The organism is Pseudomonas sp. zfem001, assembly GCF_032621725.1.
Lineage (GTDB): Bacteria > Pseudomonadota > Gammaproteobacteria > Pseudomonadales > Pseudomonadaceae > Aquipseudomonas > Aquipseudomonas sediminis.
Map to the genome: position 1 here is coordinate 182,801 of NZ_JAVYJI010000004.1, position 22,019 is coordinate 204,819.

The 22,019-nt window shown below is 54.0% G+C and carries 18 protein-coding genes; 1 reads left to right on the forward strand and 17 read right to left on the reverse strand.

The genetic code is table 11. The annotated features are described in order from the left end of the window. Positions 1 to 45: 45 nt before the first annotated feature. From RTH74_RS15215 to RTH74_RS15260, 10 genes are all read right to left on the reverse strand, one after another. Complete coding sequence (locus RTH74_RS15215) at positions 46 to 702, reverse strand: hypothetical protein (RefSeq protein WP_316915206.1); 657 nt, start codon at positions 700 to 702, stop codon at positions 46 to 48. A gap of 402 nt (positions 703 to 1,104) precedes the next feature. Beyond that, complete coding sequence (locus RTH74_RS15220) at positions 1,105 to 1,842, reverse strand: metallophosphoesterase (protein ID WP_316915358.1); 738 nt, start codon at positions 1,840 to 1,842, stop codon at positions 1,105 to 1,107. Between the two features lie 27 nt (positions 1,843 to 1,869). Next, complete coding sequence (locus RTH74_RS15225; RefSeq protein ID WP_316915207.1) at positions 1,870 to 2,160, reverse strand: hypothetical protein; 291 nt, start codon at positions 2,158 to 2,160, stop codon at positions 1,870 to 1,872. Between the two features lie 114 nt (positions 2,161 to 2,274). Then, positions 2,275 to 2,673, reverse strand: a complete 399-nt coding sequence (locus RTH74_RS15230; RefSeq protein ID WP_316915208.1) for a DUF6957 family protein — start codon at positions 2,671 to 2,673, stop codon at positions 2,275 to 2,277. A gap of 10 nt (positions 2,674 to 2,683) precedes the next feature. Continuing rightward, positions 2,684 to 3,124, reverse strand: a complete 441-nt coding sequence (locus RTH74_RS15235) for a hypothetical protein (RefSeq protein ID WP_316915209.1) — start codon at positions 3,122 to 3,124, stop codon at positions 2,684 to 2,686. Positions 3,125 to 3,135: 11 nt separating this feature from the next. Continuing rightward, the gene (locus RTH74_RS15240) at positions 3,136 to 3,468 is read right to left on the reverse strand and encodes a hypothetical protein (RefSeq protein WP_316915210.1); all 333 of its coding nucleotides are present in this window, start codon (positions 3,466 to 3,468) and stop codon (positions 3,136 to 3,138) included. After that, positions 3,462 to 5,339, reverse strand: a complete 1,878-nt coding sequence (locus RTH74_RS15245) for a TniQ family protein (protein WP_316915211.1) — start codon at positions 5,337 to 5,339, stop codon at positions 3,462 to 3,464. Before RTH74_RS15245 ends, RTH74_RS15240 begins: the two co-directional genes overlap by 7 nt. 12 nt (positions 5,340 to 5,351) lie before the next feature. Next, on the reverse strand, positions 5,352 to 6,287 hold the full coding sequence (locus tag RTH74_RS15250; RefSeq protein WP_316915212.1) for a TniB family NTP-binding protein: 936 nt from the start codon (positions 6,285 to 6,287) through the stop codon (positions 5,352 to 5,354). Next, complete coding sequence (locus tag RTH74_RS15255; protein WP_316915213.1) at positions 6,287 to 8,242, reverse strand: transposase; 1,956 nt, start codon at positions 8,240 to 8,242, stop codon at positions 6,287 to 6,289. The genes RTH74_RS15250 and RTH74_RS15255 overlap by 1 nt, the downstream gene beginning before the upstream one ends. Position 8,243: 1 nt before the next feature. After that, on the reverse strand, positions 8,244 to 8,966 hold the full coding sequence (locus tag RTH74_RS15260) for a hypothetical protein (RefSeq protein WP_316915214.1): 723 nt from the start codon (positions 8,964 to 8,966) through the stop codon (positions 8,244 to 8,246). 144 nt (positions 8,967 to 9,110) lie between these two features. Here RTH74_RS15260 and RTH74_RS15265 point away from each other — a divergent pair, with 144 nt between their 5' ends. Further along, positions 9,111 to 10,109 (forward strand): hypothetical protein, encoded by a 999-nt coding sequence (locus RTH74_RS15265; RefSeq protein WP_316915215.1) that lies wholly within the window; start codon positions 9,111 to 9,113, stop codon positions 10,107 to 10,109. A 221-nt stretch (positions 10,110 to 10,330) separates the two neighbouring features. Here RTH74_RS15265 and RTH74_RS15270 read toward each other — a convergent pair whose 3' ends face one another. The 7 genes from RTH74_RS15270 to RTH74_RS15300 form a co-directional block, all read right to left on the reverse strand. After that, complete coding sequence (locus RTH74_RS15270; RefSeq protein ID WP_316915216.1) at positions 10,331 to 11,827, reverse strand: reverse transcriptase domain-containing protein; 1,497 nt, start codon at positions 11,825 to 11,827, stop codon at positions 10,331 to 10,333. 234 nt (positions 11,828 to 12,061) lie between these two features. Next, positions 12,062 to 12,772 (reverse strand): SprT family zinc-dependent metalloprotease, encoded by a 711-nt coding sequence (locus RTH74_RS15275; protein ID WP_316915217.1) that lies wholly within the window; start codon positions 12,770 to 12,772, stop codon positions 12,062 to 12,064. A 13-nt stretch (positions 12,773 to 12,785) separates the two neighbouring features. Continuing rightward, positions 12,786 to 16,070, reverse strand: a complete 3,285-nt coding sequence (locus RTH74_RS15280) for a type I restriction endonuclease (RefSeq protein ID WP_316915218.1) — start codon at positions 16,068 to 16,070, stop codon at positions 12,786 to 12,788. A gap of 3 nt (positions 16,071 to 16,073) precedes the next feature. Beyond that, on the reverse strand, positions 16,074 to 16,958 hold the full coding sequence (locus RTH74_RS15285) for an OST-HTH/LOTUS domain-containing protein (protein ID WP_316915219.1): 885 nt from the start codon (positions 16,956 to 16,958) through the stop codon (positions 16,074 to 16,076). A gap of 10 nt (positions 16,959 to 16,968) precedes the next feature. Then, positions 16,969 to 18,279, reverse strand: a complete 1,311-nt coding sequence (locus tag RTH74_RS15290) for a restriction endonuclease subunit S (protein WP_316915220.1) — start codon at positions 18,277 to 18,279, stop codon at positions 16,969 to 16,971. Beyond that, positions 18,276 to 19,886, reverse strand: a complete 1,611-nt coding sequence (locus tag RTH74_RS15295; RefSeq protein WP_316915221.1) for a class I SAM-dependent DNA methyltransferase — start codon at positions 19,884 to 19,886, stop codon at positions 18,276 to 18,278. The genes RTH74_RS15290 and RTH74_RS15295 overlap by 4 nt, the downstream gene beginning before the upstream one ends. Before the next feature lie 323 nt (positions 19,887 to 20,209). Continuing rightward, entirely contained in the window at positions 20,210 to 21,937 is a 1,728-nt protein-coding gene (locus RTH74_RS15300) for a GmrSD restriction endonuclease domain-containing protein (RefSeq protein WP_316915222.1), read from the reverse strand. Between the last annotated feature and the right edge of the window lie 82 nt (positions 21,938 to 22,019).

Here is a 22,019-nt window from a genome sequence, read left to right on the forward strand (position 1 = left end):
AGCGCACCAATGCCTATTCGCACCCGGTGCGCATCCCCTGAGGGCTCAAAGACTTTTAACCATCTTGAGCAAATGCAGCCCATGCAAATTTCCATCCCAGAGATAGCCTGCAAGCTTTGAGACGCTAGTCCACCATTCTCCGCGCTCACCATCGACCAGCAGCACAACCCGCCGGTTGCTGACAAAGTCCCCGTCCCAACTCATGGAATAGTTATCGACCTGAAATTTTTCACCTGGCTCGATCACTGCGCCCGCAGCAATGCCGTCGGTAAAAGCACTCCCCACCGTTCGGTACTCGTCGACCCCATCGTCTGTGCTCGCAAATGCGTACATAGATCGGCGGATGTAAGTGATTCGCTGCGTGGTTCGGTTCACCAGGAAAACAGGTTGCTTATCGGCGCAGCGGTCGAAGAAGGGGATAGCAAGGTAAAGCCCGGGTTCAGCTTCCTGCTCGTAAGCCTCCAAGTTAGCCAGGGCGAGCAAATTTGCGATCTGCGTGCGCCGTTGCGCAAGCATGCCGAACACATCTTCATCAGCGAGAGGACGACACCCTAGGAAGGACTCCAGGGCCTCGCACGCTGACGTTAATCGAGCGTACCGCGCCAGCTCATCAGCATGCCGCTCTGCAACCGTCGGATGACATTCCTTTGCCCGGCGCAAAGCTTGGTTCATGACCGCGTCATGGATGGGGCGATGAAGCATCAGATCCTCGCTTACTGGCCATGTGGGATGTATCGCATCGTTACTGCACTCGTCGAGGTGTTAAGTGAACACCCTGTTCGCGCAGTTTGAGAAACGACTGGAGTGACTGCCACCCACCGTCTGGGTGGAAGCTGACAATCACGTAAAAACTCCCGCTGAGCGTTCGCAAAACCCAGTGCGGCCCGTGCTGCTCAGCCTCAAGAATGTCCGACGTTCTTAGCCGATGACCGTCTTGAAACCGGCCAGATAGCTCGGCTTTGACATGCCGGTGCATTACGCCGTAACCACAGCAAGAAACAATCACCGTCTCGGTGAGGTATGCCGTTACCGGCTCATCGAATGGGTAGTTGAACGCTTCTGCCAGAGACCCAGAGTGCGTGCCCACGGTGATCGTCCCCATGACTACAGCGTTAGCACCAGGTTGGCATTGAAGCCGGTCTCTTCGCCGGGGTAGCCCCTGGGGTTACACACGACGCGAGTACCCGCCACGTCATAGTCGACTGCCGTGTGCGAATGACCGTGAACCCACAATGCCACTTGGCCGCCCCCCATCAGGTCTTCCCAACGATTGGCATACGCAGCATCCATGTGGCCCCCCGCATGGGGGTTGTCCTGGAGCGAACGCAGGGTAGGGGCGTGATGGGTGATCACCACAGTGTGGCCATCAAAGGGCTTATCCAACTTGGCGCGCAGCCAGTCACGAGTTTTTACTGACTCTTCGACGAGGTCACTGGGCCGAATACGCCGATAGTTTTCCGTGCGGATCTGCCGGAAATCGTTCATGGCATTTTGTGCACTGAAGGACGCGATGGGCGGGTTGCCGGTGGCCGCAAAATCCGTCCACATCGTTGCGCCGAGAAACCGCACGCCCGCGATCACGACCTCATCCCGATCCAACACCCGCACCCGCTCATCCTGAGCCATGCGCATCTTTTCTAGGGTGCGACTCAGATGGCCACCGTAATATTCGTGGTTACCCGGCACGTATAGAACAGGGCCAGAGAAGGTCTGTTTGGCCCACGCCACTCCACGCGTTTTGACATCGATGTCACCGGCCAAGATGACCACCTCAGCGTCCAGCACCTGCGGGGTAAATGCGCTGAACTCATTGTGCAGATCGGACAGCAAGTGGATACGCATCGTCATGTCCAAGGCCCTGGCTGTGAGTTAAGAGCCGCCAAAAAGGTCATCGCGGGCGACCCGGCCAAACACTTGGTCGTCTGCTGGTTGCTCGTCATCAAACAAAGTGTGAATACGTCGCTCCTGACGCAGATAGGCCAACGCGCCGAAGAAGCAGGATTCACACAGATGCACCTGGTACCGCTCGCCATCGTGCTGCGAGCCGTACCCCCACAACGCCTGCAAGGTACCGAACTGCTGGCCGTAACCCGGTACACGCGTGGCGTCTCCGCACACCGCGCAGTGGATATCGGATTCGCTTTGGCCTTTTTCACTCATCACGATTACTCCTCATGTCCTGGGCGTATTCGGCGGCCCTGGGTCGTCTCGTCCTTTAACGGATCTGGTGTTATGCGCAGCCCGGTTCGAATCCCCCTGACCTGGCCACTGGCATCAGAAAATGCGTCCAACGGTTTCCAAGGTCGACCTTTTGCGCTGACCATCGCCAAGCAACAGGTAGACCGAATTCAACGTCCGAAATAGGAAGTCGTCTTCGAAAGAGACCAGGGGGGATGTCCGCACTACGTCGCCCACGTCCCACCTGCGGGCCGAGTCATAGATGACCTGATGCGCATAAAGGATCACCGGTTGGCGGCGTGTCTTTTCCAACTCAACACGCTGCGCGTCGGTCACATCGAGATCGATCCACAGCCAGTGGCGAACCAGGCAAAACTCGAAGTAGGAAAAGCGTTCGCGTGCATAAGCCAGCGCCTGCTCATCGGTCATCCCGGAGCCGGCCATCGGCTCACCAGGGCAATAGAGCAGGTCAGTTATCGTTTGGAGATCGTCCATTGCAGAGCCCTCAATCATCCAGCTCGTCGTGAAACTGGGCGGGCTTTGACAGCGACTGACTGAAACGAAGTTGAAGCTCCCCCCAGACACGTTCCATGGATCTCGCCAGATGCATGTCCCGCACTTCGATAGACCTCAACTGAAACTCCTGGCATACCAATGTCGCAACTACATGGGGAGCGAAGTTATCGTTGATTGGGTAGAGGAAGAGGTTGGTCGGGCGCGTCCTAACATGCCTGGTGCATGCCAGTTCGATAGCCCGCATCATCAACGTCGGATCAGCCTCAAGCGCCGTCGACCAGCCGAGTAATCGCTCAGTCTTGAGGTCTTGAACGAGCGCGCAGTGCAGAGGGCCTTTCGCTGTGCTGAGAATTACAACATCGGCAATCCAGGCGCTTTCCTTGCTGGCCTGAATGTCATCGATACTGGAGTGTTGCTTGGAAGGCTTCATTCCGTTTCTCCTCAGTGCAGGCAGCGGCGCGAATGAGTAAGCCGCGCGGAATCAAAAAGATCGATGAGATGCAGCAGCGATTGCCGACCACCCCGTGAAAAATTCACAACGACCAGGCAATCTTGCTCGCCGGTCTTGATCAGCCAGCGGTGGCCGCACTCGATGACCTGCGTGATGCTGCCGGAGATCAGCTTTTCACCTCTGGCATAGCCCCAGGTCTTGTATGCCTCCCCGACCAAACATCCGGACACCACCGTGGCGTCTACGATGTAACCCGTGATGACTTCGGGGTAATCATCCAGCAGGGCATCGGCGAGCTTGGCTTTCTTCACAAGGGTCAACATGGGGATGCCTCCAATTGCTCAGCGAGCTCTCGGATGGTGGGCTTACGCAGTTGTGCAGCGAGTGCCAGGTCAGCATTTCGCACAAGCAACCCACGCTGTCCCCCATACGCATCCTGCGGCGGCACGAGCGCCTCGATCCTAGCTGGGCGCCAGGACTGCATCAGGTACAGCGACTGGGTATTCAATTGCTTCGCCAGTTCTGCGGTCGGGCTGTAGGTCAACAAGAACCTGATCAGCGCAGAGACCGGAACGACATCGCGCTTGGCCTTGCCATGCCGCTCTTCAATAGCCTGTAGAAACCCACCCTGAATCCACTTTTTGATCACTCCGGCTTTCCAACCTGAGACCTGCACCAGGTCGTCAACACTTAGCGCAACATCAGGATCACTGTCCCGAACCCGTTGCTCGATCTCCGTCTTGTCGAATTGCAACCCGGCAAGCCCAGCGAGTGAGCTGACGTGAGCCACTGGCCGCACAATGCCTTGCAGGATGTCCTGCAATACCGACACGATCTTGCTGTTAGAAATACCGTGCTTGGCGGAGATGTCTTGGATGCCGATCAACTGCACGGTTCTGGGCTTTTTGCGGACACGCCCCACCAGCTGCTGAATCACCTGATCGACGTCTTGAACCCGGAACTCACCCGCCACCAGCACCGGTCGCTCATTGCGCTTGTAGCGGCGCAACCCGCCTGCTTGGACAAAGCGCTCAAAGAAGTTCTTCGAGACGTTCAAGCGCTGACGGGCTTCCGTCGCAGAGAGATAGCTAGCTCGATCAGCGTCAATCTGGTCGAGCGTTGAGCGGTGAACAGCGACGAAACGACTCTTGCCCTCTTGATGCACTCGCCCATCAATCTGTTGCGTAATCACCAGGTTGGCAAAAATATCGGGAGCCACACCCAGAAGCCTGCCGGCCTCAGCGGCAGCGAACCAGTGCATGGCATCTGCGTTGTCAGCTCCAAACATCAGGCCGCGAGTGCTAACACCCAGACGTCCATCGAAGTGCTCGGCGATCAGGCCTTTGAATCGATCTCGTAGAAAATCAAAGCTCGACGCCGAGTAAGTACTGAAAAGCTCCCGATACCAAACGCCAATACGTTCTGCCAGGCCCACTCCAGTTCCATTGCACAATTGATTCTGGAGGGTCGCATCAAAGCGCCGAGGCCACTCGCCCAGTAACGACTCAAGACAACTCACCATTGCCACCGAGTCCTCTACAGAAGAGCTACTGCCCAAGCGAAATTTGACCGGCAGCGCCTCACTTAGTCGGCCCTGTGCCTTAGCCAATAACACAAGAAATTCAGGCAAAAGCGGCTCGTAGCCGAGCTGATTGAGTGCATCAGGTAAGGTCTTACAAACTGACAAGGTAACGCCAGCCATCAGGGCCGACAGCTCCACGGAAAACGGCGAAGCTGATGCAACTGACGCGCAGCGAAAGTCGTAGCCGCAATCACAATGCATTAGCTCGCGACGGCTTTGGCAAATCTCTCGCGTACACTGCGGGCACTGGCTGACCAATGCTGCTTTATGGATGTGGCAGGCGGTTACCAAAAGGTGAGACCAGGCTTCCCGAGCCACACCCTCGGTGGTCAGACATGCTGGGCAAATCGGCGACTGATTGCGGCGCAAAAAGCTTTTCTGTGCAAGGTAACGGCCCTCACCATCGCACCACAGCGTCAGCTCATTGCTAGCTAGTTCAAAGCAGAGTCGCAGCTGCTCAAGCTCATCCAGCGAATAACTGACTTTCATCGTCAACCCAGCTTCTCTCAACAGCGCATGGGCCGTGCCGTAGCCGTTTAGTTCGGCTTTACGCATGAACAGCGAGTTCAGGCTTTCTCCGGGCTTCAGGACAACGGTCTGGAAAAAAGACATGGTGAGCCCCGCTCAAAGCTTCGGAATAGGCAGGTGCGCTTGATTGAGCACTTTCACATAAGCTGCATTCAGCTCGTGCTCCGAAATATCCGTATTTGGGAGAAACGGATTACCGGAAAAGTGCTGCTCGTTAACAGCATGGGCATAGGCCTTGGCCAAGCACTTTGCGTCGATGACCTTGCGGGTATTACCAGTTTCAGCATGACTGAACAGGTCAACCAGAAGGCCGAAACGCCCGACACACGCGGCATAAAGTGCCTTCAGGGTTGGGACATCCTCTACATGGATTGACCAACCTTGTTCGCGATAAGCCTCAGCGATCAACTGGGCACCTGCGGCAAAACCTGCTCGATCTGTGTTGCTGATCCAGGCGTAAGGGTAAATAAGCTCCGTGGTCAGACAGCGGCCCCGCAACTGCTCGTTCAAGCTGAGCAAGCGTTCTGCACATGGCAGTCCCATGAGAATGAGTGAGATGTTCAACTCGTCGCTCAACACTTTGAGAAAGTCAGCTGACGCCCTTACCTTCTGGACGCTGCCATATTCAGATAGGTGCTGAATTTCATCGAAGATGATCGCTCTGACCCCGGCAACCTCCAGTTGCCGCAGCGCCTGGTTATAGAGGTCGGAGGTATTGCACTTACTCAGCACCCGGCCATCGAGACCGCGAATGATGCTCAACGTGAGCGAACGCTGGTTTGGCTCCGCAGGGGAGATAACCCGGATCAACGGCTTGCAGACCCTGCCATCCGTGCCTTGATTCGGAAAGTCGGCCATCCAGGTTTGAGCAATCTCGGTCTTGCCAACACGGCTCGGGCCGAACAGCGGCAAAATCTGCCGCTCACCCAGCAATGATTGTTCGATTACCTGCTTGCCACGCTCATACGACTGCAAAAGCCGACCATGGAAGAAGCCCTCGGAACGCACCACCTTGCTCACAGTACTCGTCATCACTTCTTCCTCCGGTGGGGTTTTGCAGCCACTTCGAGCGAAGCTGGCGCTGCCTGTGGCACATCAGGCTCCGACTGTTGGCCAGCAGTAGTAATCGAGGCCTGCGCCCGCTCGATCTCACGCTCGGCCTTACGATTGCTGTTAATACCGCCCTTTTTGCTCTTCTTAGCGTTCGCGTCTTCGATAATTTTCTGCTGGTTCAACACATGCGACTCTTTCGAAAAAGCATGGTCTGACAGATAGTTTTGGCTTCTGTAATACTTGGCCTGTTCAAAACTCATGGCCGGCATGTAAGTGTTTTTGTTCGGCACCACCAGCCAGCTCTTCGAATCCTCGTCAAAAATATGGATCACACTGCAATCCAACGGATTGATGCAGACATCCACTTTAACTCTAGAATTTGTCTTATATAGCGCCGACACATAAGCACTTTGATACTGTTGCTTCTGATAATTGACCCCTTCTCGGGTCACATTAAGTTTGACTCCAAGGTGATGCCGACAAGCACTCATCATTTCGTCTGGCGAGGGTGCAGGGAAAATTGGATATTGCTGACTCAGCATATTCAGGGCCTCAATCGGTGAGCAATTGAAGCCGTACCTACTGGAAAGTCGGTCATTTTTCTTAATATGGTAAGTATCCGTAACCCAGCGGATAATATATTTTTTCAATTCATCTAACGTTAGCTTCGCCGATGCCTTTGCATTCTCCAGCGCGTGTTGCTCGCGCTTGTCGTGCGAAAACTTTGCGCCGGGTAACTTATTAATCAGCATCGTGTGTAGCGTGCCAAAGAAGCGCTCAATGAAAGGTTTCTGATATGGCGCACCAGCAACGCAGTACTCCAAAAGCGTCGAGAGAAAACTGGCGGCTTTAACAACCATGGGGCCATGAAAATCGGAGCCATTATCCATTACAAGCGTGCGAACATCCGCGGGCGCCGGCCATGTATTAAGGCATTCATACTGTTGACGGAAGGCTTCGCCTTTAGGCGAGAATGCGAACTGAAGGGTCTGTAATACACCAATCTGACTAGCTGCTTGAATCGTCAGATGAATACCCACAATCGTTTGGGTAGCAGTGTCGATCATCGCGTAGAGCGTGGGACAGCCGATAACGTTTCCAAAGGCATCGACAATAAAGATGTCCAGTACCGTCGAGTCGATCTCAACGCGAGCGTACGGCTCTTTGACGTCGAGATAATTCAATGCATTGCGCATAATCAAGCGGAATGAATTTCGACTCAGGCGGCCTTTAATTTTTTTCAGATTGAGTTTGCCGATAAATCGGCTCACCGTGCGCCTGGATACCCCACCCAAATCGATTTTTAATTCAGCAGACTTATCATCGCATTTTTTGTTGATATCATTAACAATGTCTTGGATGCCAAATTGATAGTTATTACAGTACTTCTCCTCGATGACATTAAGAATAACTTCTTCGACAATCGGATCGATTGATAGCGCGCGATGGACACCTCGCTGCGAATAGTTGGCTGCTAGACAGTTGGGGGAGAGCGATCTTTTATAGATCGCCCAGATGCGCTCAATAGTCCGTCGTGATGGAATTTTGCGACTGCCAGAATATTTTTTCTGAATCTCAGCGTAGATAAATTCCCACGTACCCGTTTCAATATGCTCCAAGATGATATCGATATACTGCTTTCTCTCATCCCGAGATTTTTCCTCTGCTCTAGTCAACTCCCGAGGCTGAAAAATCTCATCGACACCGTGCTCATTCCGCTGGCACACAACGAGCTTCAGCTCTCCTGCTGCAACCTCATTACGAAATTCATCGTCTTGATAGACATATGTCTCCCCCAAGGGCCCCAGCAGCACTACCTGGCGTGCCTTGGTGTGAATGCTCCCAATCACATAGGTTCGCCCGTCGCGACCAGCGACGAGGCCATCAACTTTGTAACGGCGCGGAGTGATGTGGCTGTCGTTGAACACCGCCATGTCAAAGCTCCACGAACATCAGATGATCAAGCGTGCCGTGAGCTGCCTCTACACAAGCGGTGGCTGAAAACAGCGGCTGGGTAAGGTCAGCACGGAGTACGCCGTAGGCGAGGCCAAAGAAAATGTCAGCGCTCGTCAAAGCAGCCCACTGCTTAAGTTCGTGTGTCAGCCACCGGTCTTGTCGCAACAGCGCACGGCTGATTTTTTGGCCCGCTTCTGCGGCGTGCTGCTCCTGAGCCGAGCTAAGTGCTTTCTTCAGGTTTTCCAAGTTAGAAATAAATACGGGAGTGAACCCCTCTTCGGTCAGCGTCATAAACGGCTTGCCGTATTTACTGAGGATTTTTTCTGCCCGTGCATGCTTCTCAGCATGCTTTTCCAAAAAGGCACTGGGCTTACTTTCGCAAACGCCGATCTGACCATCAGCGCGCTCATATTCACTGTCTGCGGTGTAGCTGGTGACCTTCCTTCCCGCTTTTTTGGGCAGCTCAGCGCGACTAGGCACTAGGGTTTCGTTTTCAAGGTCGATACAGACCGCCTGATCCGACACACGCCTCAATCCAACCTGGAGGCTGAGCAGGAGCAGGTGGTTCCTCTCAAGAAAACTTTCGCCGGCGACGAAGCCAGTGGCGTTGCGCTCAGTCGGCACGATATAGGCCTTACGCCCACGGTTGGTGCGCTTAGCGACATCGCGTACAGGCTTAGTCCCTTTCTTTCTAGTCGGCATTTATTGGCCTCCAATATATAGCCTTTACACTAATAGCCAGCCTTGCTAGGCTTGTCAATAGATTCGAGTCCAACAAATTTAGGGAAGGCGATGGGGCGGCACGTCGATACGAGCTGGTACGACACTTACGTGCAGAGCAGGGTGGTGGAACAATCCCTGGCTGAAGGGCCGCTCAGCGATCCTGAACTGGCAGGTCTTTTGGGACTGAAGCCGAAAACCTGGGCGCGGGTAAAAGCTGCTGGCCGTTTTTTGGATGGACTCAAGCCGGGCATCGAACGGGAGCGCATCCAATGCGGTTATGCCCCGCTGGAACGTCTGGCTAAGCTCTGGTCGAGCGCACCAGGTACCGCTCAAGAACTCTTCGACGCTGTGCTGAGCAATCAGCTCAAGCTAGCCGACCTGGAAACCTTGATTCGTGGCGATGCTCAATCGCAGCAAGGAGCTGACCACACACGGCCCACTCGCAACACGACGCAGAAATATGCGCTGTTTAACCAGCTCGAAGAGTTTTTTGATTCGTCCAAATTGCACCCTTTCAATACCTATAAAGGGCGCGTCATTCGACGACGCGGCACCCTGGGCAGCCCAGGTGGCTACTACCTCTACGATGCACAGGGAGAACGGAAGTGCCTAGTGCTGTGTATCCAGCCCGGCGCTTGGCGCGACCCCGCCACAGCCGCGCGAGAACTGTATGAACATGCCCTCGCACAGCGTCACCTAGCTCCCACTATTTGGTTTGTTTTCGAGCGCTATAACGGGGTGCTTCAGCGTATGGCGGAGCTGAGCCTCTACTGGGGGGGCTCACCGTATGACAAAAAGGGCCACTGGCTGTTCTTATCGCACTTTATTGACACCGGCCATTTGCAGGTCTTATTCGAAGACTACTTTGCCGAGCTCATTGTACGAATTAACGCGGGGCAAGGATTGATCGAGAAGACGGAACTGTTCTGTGCGCTGGAAGCGCTGGATGGGCAACCGGCTCCTGAATCTATTCCCTTGCGGCCTCTGCTGGCTCTACCGAAACCTAGCAAGACGCGAAGCTACCGCGAGGTTGTCCAAGCGCGCATTTGGGCAGTTGGCAATAGCGACTCAGCAACCCGTCAGGAGAGACGAGGCAAGCTGAGCGTTGATCTGGACTTGTGAACCTAAGCCAGTCAATTGCGGCCTATGGATTTGCCGAGTGAGCCCAGCTCACTGCGCGTAATAGGACGTTACGGTCAATCAAACCCCACAGTTGACCTCGGGTCGGAGGCCGCTCGATGAACTGCGGTGACCGGACTTCAGCCCTGCGCTATACCAGATCCCAGTGAACTGACCGAGCAAGAGAGTAGGATGCCTTACAGGCTCTGTTGGAATTTAAAAATTTAGACACCTCTGTATTCGTACTTTATAGACTCCGGATGCATGACCCGCTCGATCCCTGCCTCACGCAATCCACGCTGTAGAGCTCGATAAATCAGCATAAAGCTAGGGGCCTCTAATAGACGCTTACCCTTGACCCTTCTACGCGCTAGTTGGTCGACCAGATCCGCGTGTTTTACGCAAAATGGGAAAGAGGAGCTTCTATTATATCCATGCGATATTAAAAGCTTCGACCGCAGCTGGATACACCTATAGAGAGTGGAGGTAAGCCAACCGTCTAACGCTTTAAGTTGACTCTCATCATCAAGAAGGGGATAGAAGCTCATCACCCCTTTAAAATGAAGGTGCTTTTTCCGACCAGAAATATAGTCAGCGATATCACGATTTGATAAACCGCCATACATATAGCGTCTAACTTGCATAATGGCAACCAAAAGTGCTTTGTCTCGATTATTAGCCGGAATGACAAGACCTTTAAGTGGCGTCGACTTCAGCGGCTGAATCATTGACCGATACAGCAAGTAAGATATTTGTTTCTTTATTCTTTTCTCTGAGGCTTCCCTAATAGAAACCTTTCCGACACCAATCGAATAACCTAGAAAATTAAAATGGTTCTTTGATGCAATTTCTGCTGGCAAACCATCCCGTGCCAATAAGCTAATGCCATCCGACTTTTTAGCATTGATAGGCACACCAGCTTCTTTGGAAAAGTCATTGATAATCGAGAATGACTTACATATCGCTGTATAGTCCGGGCTCCAAATGACAGTGTCATCAGCGTACCGCGCAAACTTGAGACCGGATTTTTCCAGTGCCTTATCAATTTTCCAGCACACAAGATTCGCCAAGAACAGCGATATCGAAGTCCCCTGCGGAATACCTTTAGTACGAGAGGCTAAAAAAGATCTAATGACAGCCTCTTCCTCTTCACTGACATAGAAACCATTTTCATGCAGCTGTCTATATAGATAGGCATGATCGATAGAACCGAAGAAATCCGAGAAATCGAATTCAGCAATGAAAGTTCTTGCATCTTGAGAAAGGTCAACCGCTATATCTTGAATGGCAAAATGCACATTTCTGTCATTTCGGTACGCGTATGAAAAGGAGCTAAACCTATGTCTATTTTTGGCAAGAAGCCTGCCATAGAAATACCGCGAAACGGCTGCGTCCGGTATTTGATAGATGGTTAACTCTCGACGTCCCCCACCGGACTTAGGAATCAACTTTTTGAATGGTTCAGCCGGCGCGTAGGTTCCTTGTGATATTTTTTTAGCAATAGAGCGCGCTATGGCCTTGGCATTAGATTTTACGTAAAAAGGATTAAATTTTTTATCTACCTCCCAATACTCAGGGGTTTCAACCACCTTTGGTGGGGCGTCTTTAATCCTCTTACTATTTCGAACCCATTCAACATGAAGCTTATTATGATAGCTATGATGCCTAAGAATGAGTTTCTCACATTCTTTCACTATCGCACTGTATATTTTTTGCTCCATCTTCGACTCCGACTCCTAAAAACAAAAAGCCCGAGTATTACCTCGGGCCTTCCACGGAACAAACCTAGTAAAAGTAAGTTTTCATTTGGTTGGTGTAGTTTTGACGCTACGCCCCCGATTGCGCAGCGTTAGCTGCTAAAAGAGGTGCTCCGTTCTTTCTCTAAGAAAGTAACTGAAGAATGTCCTTAGCGAGTTGGGATGTCAACATTGACCAAAGGCATCGAAACCTTTCTATCACACTGCATCCCCAAACACTGCCCGCTCCAACACCTGATGCTGCCTCTGCCAATCCGGCATATGGCTGGCCACTAGCGCCCAAAAGGCCTTGGTGTGGTTCTTCTCCACCGTATGACACAGCTCATGGACAATGACGTAGTCCTGCACGCTGGCCGGCAGCTCCATTACCCGAGGATGAAACTCCAGGATGTGGTTCGCATCGCAACTCGCCCAACGGCTTTGGAAATGACGAATACGCACACCCGCAGCCAGCAGCCCGGTCTCACGCTGCCAGTGACGAACACGTAGCGGCAGCTTCTCATGAGCCCGATCCCTGTAGAACTGCTCCAGCATGGGCATCAGGGCGTCGGGATGAATACTCAAACCTTCAGGGTTATCAACGATGAAGCGTGACGCAGTGAAGGCCAACCGAGGTTTGAGGGCGTCTGGCACGTGACGAACTTCGGTGTAATAGGTGCGCCCTGCATAGCGCAGGCGACTGCCAGTTACGATGGGTTCGCTGGCCAGGGGCTGATTCACCTGTACCAGCTTTTCTCGAATCCAGCGTGCTCGGCGCAGCACCAAAGCCTCTTGCTCAGGCTCATCCACCTGCGGCCCGCGCAAAAGCACGGGACGCCCCCGTTCCACGGTCACGTAATGGCGCTTGAGTTTGCTATCAAGCTGGAAGTACCACTCGATAGCCGTTTGGCCGTAATTCAAGACTGGCATGGATAACGCCGCTTTAGTTTTTCAGCAAGATATCGAAGATTCGCTTCGCGTGATCACGCGCCACTGAACGCTCCCAGCCTGCCAGGGGCATCAAGACTCCGCGCAGGTGGTCTCTAAAATCAGGGTGCGTATCCGGCATTTTCTTCCAGTTTTCAGTCGCCAGCGCACGGTTTAGCATTTCATCTTCGAACAGCTTGGTGGTTGCCACTCTTGCCGTGTCCTCAGCCAGTTGGGCGGCAAGGTAGTGGTAAACGGCTGAGTGCGCTGGCTTATGAAAACCGGTGTTGTCCTTGTCCTGAATACGCTGGCTGAAAAGCTCCAGTTGCTCCAAGAACTTGGCCTGGGTAATGCGCCCCGCCTTTTCCTCTTCTAGCAGCTTTTCCAGCTCCTCGGCGATCTTGTCGAAGAATGCTGGATCCTTGTCCTTGCCGGTGACGATGGTTTGCTTGAGCTGGTTTTTCATCACCAGGGCGCGGCTACCGGGGCTGGCCAGTTTCTTCAAACGCTCCATATCGCTGGCATCCAGAATCGACACCTCATGACCCAGCAGGCTCTTGGCCGGGCTGGCCGCGATGTACTCATCCAGCAGCTGTTGCAGCAGTGCAGACTCCAGCTTGGTGATGCGCTCCTTGTAGGTATTACCCGGCAGTTTGTCCCGCAGCATCAGGCGAATCTCACCCAGCAGGGTGAAGTAGGGCTTGAAAGGAACACCACGGACATCCGGCAGGATGATGTCCACTGAGCGGTTGAACTGCTTCACCAGGTCGAGGAATTCTTCGACCATGTCCAACCGGTTGGCAGGATCGAGGAAGCGCTCGGCATCGTCTTTGTAGGCCTCGCGCTGCGCCACCGGGTCATGCTTTTTAGGCAGCAACTTGAGGATGCGGTCGAGCGTGGCTTGCAGCTTAGGCAGTTCCGTTTCAACACCTTCCCAGACCTGCGAAGGCTTCACCTCGCCACCATATATTTTCAGGGCGTGATCAAGGTGATCGACTACCCCGTAGTAGTCCACGATGTAGCCAGCATTCTTGCCAGGCAGGGTGCGGTTCACCCGTGCGATAGCCTGCAACAGGGTGTGTTCTTTTAACGGCTTGTCGAGGTACATGGTGCCGACAATCGGGGCATCCCAGCCTGTCAGCAGCATGTCAGAAACGATGATCAGCCCGACATTGTTCGCCTGCGGCTTACCATCAAGCCCCTTGCTTTCTTCCCCGTAGGGCAGGGGAAACAGCTTGCTGACAAAATTGCCAATCTGCTCGGACGGCATAGCCACTGGGGTCTTTCCGGCTTTCAACTCGGCCTTGATCCGCTCCTCGATGCTGCGAATCTTGTCGGCCTCTACTTCATACTCTGCTGCCTCTTCCATGGCGGAAGCGCCCGTACGGGAAGAGGTGATGCTGGCTAGGGATATCACCACCTTGCTGTCAAAAGTGGGCAGCCCTTTGTTCGCCCGTTCGACCATGATCGCATCGAGCAGATCCTTGTAGCGCACCGCCATGTCGCGACCATCGCACACCAGCATGGCCTTCAAGCCCTTGGCTTTTACGTTACTGAGGAAGTGCTCGACCAGATGCTCGGCGACCTGCTCCATACGATCACCGGCCTGGCGCCAACGGCGCAGCAGTTCACGCTTCAACTCGTGCTGGCGAACCTCACTCTGGTCGGCAAACTGCTCTTTGAACGCGGCATCCAACTTAGCATTGGCTGACAACCCTACCCAGGCATCCAGGTATTTGATCGGTAGTGTTGCGCCATCCACCACTGCCTCATGCAGGCGGTATTCGTCGATGTACTCGCCACCACCAAACTCGCCCAGCGTGTGTTTGTCCTCTTGCAGCAGCGGCGTACCGGTGAAGGCGATGAATTTGGCGTTAGGCAAGCTGGCGCGCATAAAGGCAGCGAGAAAGTCGTACTGACTACGGTGAGCTTCATCGACCAGCACATAGAAGTTGGGCTTGGTGCTCAGCACTCGGAAGTGCACCTTCTCCCGGTTGATCTCTTCCCACTGGGCCTTTACCGGAGCACCGTTCTCATCCACCGCCAGGTGGCGGACATTGCGCTCATGCACGATGAAGAAGTCCTTTTCCTCACGAATCCGCCGGTGGCGGATCGCTTGTAGGGCATCATCTTCTTCGTCAGGCGTCTCGGCAGCCTGATCAGAGGGCTGATCGTTCTCCTGGAACTTCTGCACCGTGCTGGTAAACACGCTGCCGTAGTCGTTGGACAACATCTTCAACAACCCATCAACCGACACAGCCTGAGCTGCCGTGATACCTACTGCATGGAAGGTATCTAAAATCTGTTTGTCGAGGTCTTTACGGTCGGTCAGTACCAGCACAGTAGGATTGTTCAAACCCGTGCTATCGGCACGCAGCATCCGCGCGAGCAGGGCCATGGTCAGTGACTTGCCGCTACCCTGGGTATGCCAAACAACACCTCCCATGGGTTTCGGCGCGCACAGCCGGTCTACCGTTTTGCGAACGGCCCGCCATTGCTGGTAGCGCGGCAGCTTCTTCACGGTCTTGCCGTCGCGGGTTTCGAACAGTACAAAATGGGTGATCAGTTGCAGGAAGCGGCTCGGCTCAAACAATGCCCACAGCAGGCTGTCCTGCTCACTGGGCGTCTCGCCTAAAAGGGCAGTAACAGCAGCAGTCTCCTGTGCCTGCAACCGATATCGGGCGTAATAGGCAGGTTTGGTCAGGATCGCACCATACAACCCTTCACGCCGATTCAACCCAACACAGACCTGGTTGAATACAAATTGGGTAGGGAAGGTGCTTTGATAGCCATCCAACTGGCCCAAGGCTTCGTCCAGGCGGTGATGGCTGGCTTTGCATTCGATGATGGCCAGCGGCAAGCCATTCACAAACAACAGCAGGTCAGGGCGGAAAACATCCCCATCCGCATTGCGCCCCACGTACTGATCAACCACATGGAAGTCGTTGTTGCTGGCATCACTGGCATCAAAGAAACGCACGCTGCGTGGCTTACCCTCGACATCCTTCACCTGGATATTCGAACGGTGCACCACCTGTTCCCAGAACGCCTTGTTGGCAGGTAACAGCTCATCATTGACGCGCTTGCGTAGCTCGATCAACGCCGCGCTGATACCACCGGGGGCGCTCGCCAGCCATGGGTTGAGGATGAGCAGCCGAGCCTGCAACACATCATCCAGTACCGGAGCCAGGTGACGATGCTCGACCTGTACCTGGCTACCAGGCAGATGGGTGTAGCCTAACTTGATCAGCCAGTTGATAGCGGGCAGTTCGACCCCGACCTTCTCCGGTGACTGGCTCATTACTTACTCCTGTTCCTTGGAGGTTTCCCTCGGGCGACTGCGATACCAAACCACCGTAGGGCCATTATCGGCTTGGCTTTGCTTACGAATTTCAAACTGCTGCGACGCATGGATAACATGACGCCAGCTTCCGCAGCCATAGCGCTTGGGCGTCTGCTCGGGGTAGGTCTTGGCAATCCAATGAATGGCTTCGAAAAGGGGTGTCCACCCAGCCTGAGCCAGCTTGGTTTCCGCTTCACGTAAGCAATTGGTTATACCGCTGCTAGCCCAGTGTACGGTGCCATCCGGCCCAATACCGTTGATAACGAAATCCCTGTACTCCGGGGTCTGCATAAAGGACACCATGAGCTGTCGAGCCTCATCCATGGATTTGGCCCAGTCGCGCAGTGTCAGGTAATGGCCGTCGATGGTTTCGTAACTTTCATCAAGGTATGCCTCGGCGGCTATACAGCCATCGACGCTCCAAAGGTCGAAGCGGTGAAGAAAGTGGTGCACCAACTCATTACGCAGGTCGACCAGCTCCTTGAGCGCAGCCTTGGTTTCGGCGTAGCGCTCCTCGGGTAACTCCATCTGGCATCGAAAGCTGACCCATATCTGATCAATAGGCTCAGCCTGCTCTGGTTCATCAGCTAAGTCCGGCAGCTTGAGATAGCTTTCGGTCAGCATCCCCACCAAGGTGCCCAAGGTTTTCTTATGGGCACAGGCAACCTTCTCGTCGCGAATCGCCTGAAGTCTTTCCGGAGGGCCACTCAACTCGCTATGGGCCACCATAGCCTTCAGCAACCGCTCATACTGCTGCAACTGCAACATGCAGCGCCCGAGCTTGCGCTGCACGGTGCGCTGAAGGTCAGGCACAGGATCCGAGGGCAGGGGGATGATTTCGTCCATGAAGAAATGCTCAGGCTATGCCACTAGGGCTATCGAGCTTGACCCGCCATTCGCCGGTTAGCAGTTTTTGCATCAGGCCACGCTTGAGGTTTTGATACTCAGACTGCTTCCTTTGCAGGGCATTAGTTTTCTTTTCGCTGGCTCCCAATATCTCTGCGATTCGTTGCTGCTCCGCGAGCGGAGGTACAGGAATCCGCTTTTTCAGCCAGTCCTTGGGTTTGAAGAGAAACTTCTCGATGTCCACACCCTGACTACAAACAAGAAACAGCTTTGCATATTTCAGTAACTGAACCAGATAGTTGAAATGGGTTACGTCAAAGCCTTCTTTTGCTTGAAGCACAAGATACTCGTTTGAAACCAATGCGCCCGCAAGGTGCTCGGGAACAATTCCACACGCGCCATGGACAATCTGACGCTCTGAGATAAGGAAGTCTCCTGCTTCAAGAAGAAACTGGTTCTTGACCTTGATATTTGCTCCATGTAACTCATCCCTAAGCTCGACCCCACCATAACGCCGCTTCACCGTCACTCTCCGGTAAAGCTGATCGTCTTCCATTTTGATCGGGCGTTCCACAACACTTAAGGCTTCACCAATTTCCTTTATAGACCATAGCGAAGGAATCGTCCCCAGCTCACTGTCCTTAAACTCGGTATGCGGTGACCAACGGCCAGTAGCATCTTGGGTACCCACACCCCGGCTGAAAAGCGTTTGCATCAGACCCTGCTTGAGAGTCTGGGTGGCGTCAATCTGGCGGGCTATCACGTCCAACTTGTCGTCCACGGCAGTGAGGATCGCAGCGATTTTTCGTTGTTCGGGTAGAGGGGGTAAAGGTACATCGACCTCGCGTAATGCATTCAGGTTGATAACTTGCTGTGCTGAACCAATCATTCCACCAAGGAGTATCTTTTTGCCGATGGGAGATGAAAGGTACTGTTGCACAAACCGGGAGCTAACGGCCTCACCAAGCCTTATCAGACCAACTTGCCGGGCAATATTTGCTCCAATTAATTCCTTACTAACAATTGCTGTCTCGCCAGGATACCCAACCAAGGAGACAAGTAACTCGCCTCCGCGCAAAACAGTACGTGAAAACTGTTTGGACACCGCGCTGGAAATTGTGCGGAGAGTGTTGCTTATTCGTCCGTCCTTGATATCGCCACCACGTACCAGAGGTACACCGTTTTCATCTTCCGGGCCGGGCTGCACAACACCATATGTAATGGTGTCAGTAGAAATTTTTTCAAGGGAACAGACAAACCAAGTATCAGGAATCCAGCCAACCTTGGTTTCTATATACTCCGACCTCCCCACCAAACTCATAATTCAGCCTCCAGCAACCCTAACTCCGCTAAATAACCATTCAGCCGCATGTCAATCGATACTTCTTCTTCGGCCAGAGTGGACAGTTGCTCTAAGGTCGCGGCCACATCGACAGTTTCTTCGGTCTCTCCATTGTCGATATAGCGGGCAATATTGAGATTGCCGTCGTTGCTGCGGATTTCATCTAGCGTCACCAACCGGCAATAGTTCTCGACCTCGGCTTGCTGCTCAAATGCCGCCTTGTGGGTGCTGACGATGCGGGTAATGTGCTCAGTGCTCAGGCTGTTTTGCGCCTTACCTTCGAGGTAGTCGCGGCTGGCATCGATGATGATGACCTTGTCCTTGAGAGCAGCAGGTTTCTGTTTGTTAAGGATCAGCACGCAAGCCGGGATGCCTGTGTTGTAGAAAAGTGCAGAGGGCAGGCCGACGATGGCTTCAATCAGATCACCCGGCTGGCTGCCATTGGCTGCGTCTGTGCCGAATAGCATTCCCTCGCGAATCTTGCCTTCTTCACCGCTGCGGAACAGAACCCCGTGGGGCAGGATAATCCCCATACGACCATCGGCCTTGAGGCTGGCCAACATATGTTGAGCGAAAGCCAGGTCGGCATAACCGCGTGGCGGGATGCCATAAACAAGCCGCCCATAAGGGTCGCTTACCTGCTTGTAGTTGGGGGCTTTGGTTTTCTTACCGTTCTCCTGCTCGTTTTCGTTGCTCAACTCCAACGGAGCCCACCAGGACTTGGCTGAAAACGGTGGGTTGGCAATCACACGGTCAAAGGTCTTCAGGTAATCGCCGTCGAGGTGCTTGGGCTCAACAAGCGTATCGCCGCGTTCAATCTCGGCATGCATGTTGTGCAGGTATAGATTGAGCTTGGCGATGGCCCAAGTGCCCAGGTTCTTTTCCTGCCCATACAGCAAAACATTTGGCTTACCCATCAGAGTGCCATTGGGCAAAGCGGCTACATGATGGGCGCTCTCTACCAGCATGCCACCGCTACCACAGGTCGGGTCATACACGCTGTGACCGGGTTGCGGATCGATCAGCTCAACTACCAATTGCACCACAGCTTTGGGCGTATAGAACTCGCCACCTTTTTTACCGGCGTCGTCGGCAAACTGCTTGATCAGATACTCATAGGCATCGCCCAGCATGTCGGCCTTGTACAGATCGTCATTGCCCAGCTTGTACTGGTTAAAGTGGCGCAAAAGACGCTGCAAGGTCACATCCGCCAGCACTCGTTTGTCACCGTACTGTGTAGCCGTGAGCACGTGTTGCAGCTCAGGGTTGTTGGCCTCTATGGTCGCGAACGCCTTGTCCAGGGCCTCACCGATATTCTCGGTGCGCGAGATCAGATCGAACCAACGGGCACTAATCGGGAATGTTCCCCATTTGTCCTCTATCTCATCCTGAGCCTCGCCAAAGGTCAGGCCTTCGTCCTTCATCAGCTTGGCAATGCGCTCTTCGAACACATCGTTGTAACGTTTGAGGAAGAGCAGGCCGAAAATGTAGTTCTTGAAGTCAGAGGAGTCGATGGAGCCACGCAGAATGTTGGCGGACTCCCAGAGCCAGGACTCCAGCGTTTCGAGTGACAGCTTGTCAGCCATGGGTAAATCAATCCCTATACAAAGCACGAAGCCCAGCACCTGGCGATTGCTGCCATGCCGCCTAGGCGCGCATCAAAAAATGTGGGCTCGATTCTACAAGTCGACGCCACTTGAAGCCCGAAAAATCAATTCCCCCTGAACGACAAAACCCCGGCAGACCTTTCAGTCAACCGGGGTTTCCAGGAGGAGGGCAGCAGGCAATTAACTTTGGCCTAACGCTCTAACTTTGGCCGAATGGGCGAAGCTGTTCTGATTGCCGATATTGCGAGGCGTCCCCGGGTTTTACAGCTCCTCACTGCGGGAGCTTGGGAGCACGAGCTTATTCATAGTTTGGCTTTTTCCGTTATGTGCTCATTCATTCTCAGTGCAAGTGCCTCACGCCGATGGTGCAAAAATTCGCGATACCTTTCCGTGGCCCAAAGTGCAGGGTCGGTGGGAACGCACTGACTGGCCAATGCCTCTTCACCCTGCTTGTCGATGATATCGACTAGGTAATTGGTCGCTTCCTTGTTGCTGATGCGGCGGTTGGTCTGCCCAGTTATGAAAGCCATATTGGCGATCTCGTTGATCTCGCCGGTTTCATAGCTCATCGCCTTGAGTAGCGACTTGGGAATGATGTGATGCCACTGGATGAAATGCAGCTTGCCTTGGTGGGTAAGCGATAGCCCCAGCCCGCTGTACCAGTCCTTGGCTCCCGCAGCCTTCAAGGCCAAGTAGGCAAGTGAGAACAGGGGACTGTTGACGCCCCGACCAGCCAGATCACTCGATTCGATGTGCAAACGACCGAACTGGCGCTTCACCGGCTCCATGAGCGCGGCGATATCACCCGTTCTGAACAGGATCGCCAGGTCTTCGTTGAGCAGAGTTTCGGTTGAGCCACGCGAATAGCGTCCTCGCGCATTGGCGACCAGCAACCAGTGGAGCAGGCTGTTCTGCTCCTCAGCGGTCAGCTTGTTGTCCTTGATGCGGCTAACTGCGGCCAGGGCATGGATGAACATGGGCGAGGAGAGCAGCGACTCGTCCTCGATGCCGGCATTAGTGCGGAGGAAGTTGATGGCAAAGCGCAGCCCCTCTTGGGCCTGCTTCCAACCTTCCTTGAGCTTGTCCACCGGAGTACTGGCCACGCTGCGGAATAGACACTGCTGGGTGGCGAACACCACGATGGCGCGCACCAGCTGACCAAGCTCGATGGTGAACCAGCTCTGCTCGCATTCCTCCTGGAAGACCTCAAGCTCCTTGAGCAGATTGGGCCAGCGCGAAGACATTTGCGCAAGCGCCAGGTCAGAGGACTTCAACTTGGCCCCCAGTGAGTTCACCCGCACGAAGATCTCGGTGACTTCCTCGTAGCTCATGCTGCGCTCCAGCACGTGCACCACATACTGGTAGTCCTTGATGGCACGCAGCTTCTTCAGGCGGTCGGAATACTTTTGGTAACGCGGATCTTTGAATGACTCGATCCCGGCTTTCTCCAGAATTTCTGCATCATTGGCCGTACCGAAAACAGCGCTCACCGAGATCCACTGTGGCTGTGAGGCCAGATTCTTGCTCGCCACCACGAAGGTGCGGCGGTTCATCTTTTCCAGGATGCCCTGCTCGCTGTCGTCACCATCATCGGCGTCGTCGCTCAGTTCATCCTCGGCGGCAACCGGTGAATCCTCATCGCTGGTCACCTCGGTGTCGTAGCTCGGCGGGCCGTCTGGATGCTCCAGATTGAACAGGATGTCGATGGGACGCTTCCGTCCCCGCACCTGCACCGCATCACCATTAAGTACCGCTGTCAGAGAGGTAAGACGCTGCTGACCATCGAGCAGCAGCTTTCGCCCAGCGAAGGCATTCGTATCCTGAGTAATAGCGAATTCACGAGTGGGAACCGGCTCATCGGTCTCCCACATCAGGATGGAACCACTGGGGTAACCCCGATACAGCGAGTCAAACAGATCTCGCACTCGCGTCGCGCGCCAGACATAGTGGCGCTGAATCTCGGGTAGACGTAGCTCGCCACGTTTGTACATATCTACCAGGGTGCCGATGGGTATGTTCTGCTGCTGCATGTGGTCAGAATTCTCCGTCTGAATCACTTCAGGACTTCACGTATCTCATCTGGGCCGAGTGGCCATGTGGCTTAGCATGCGA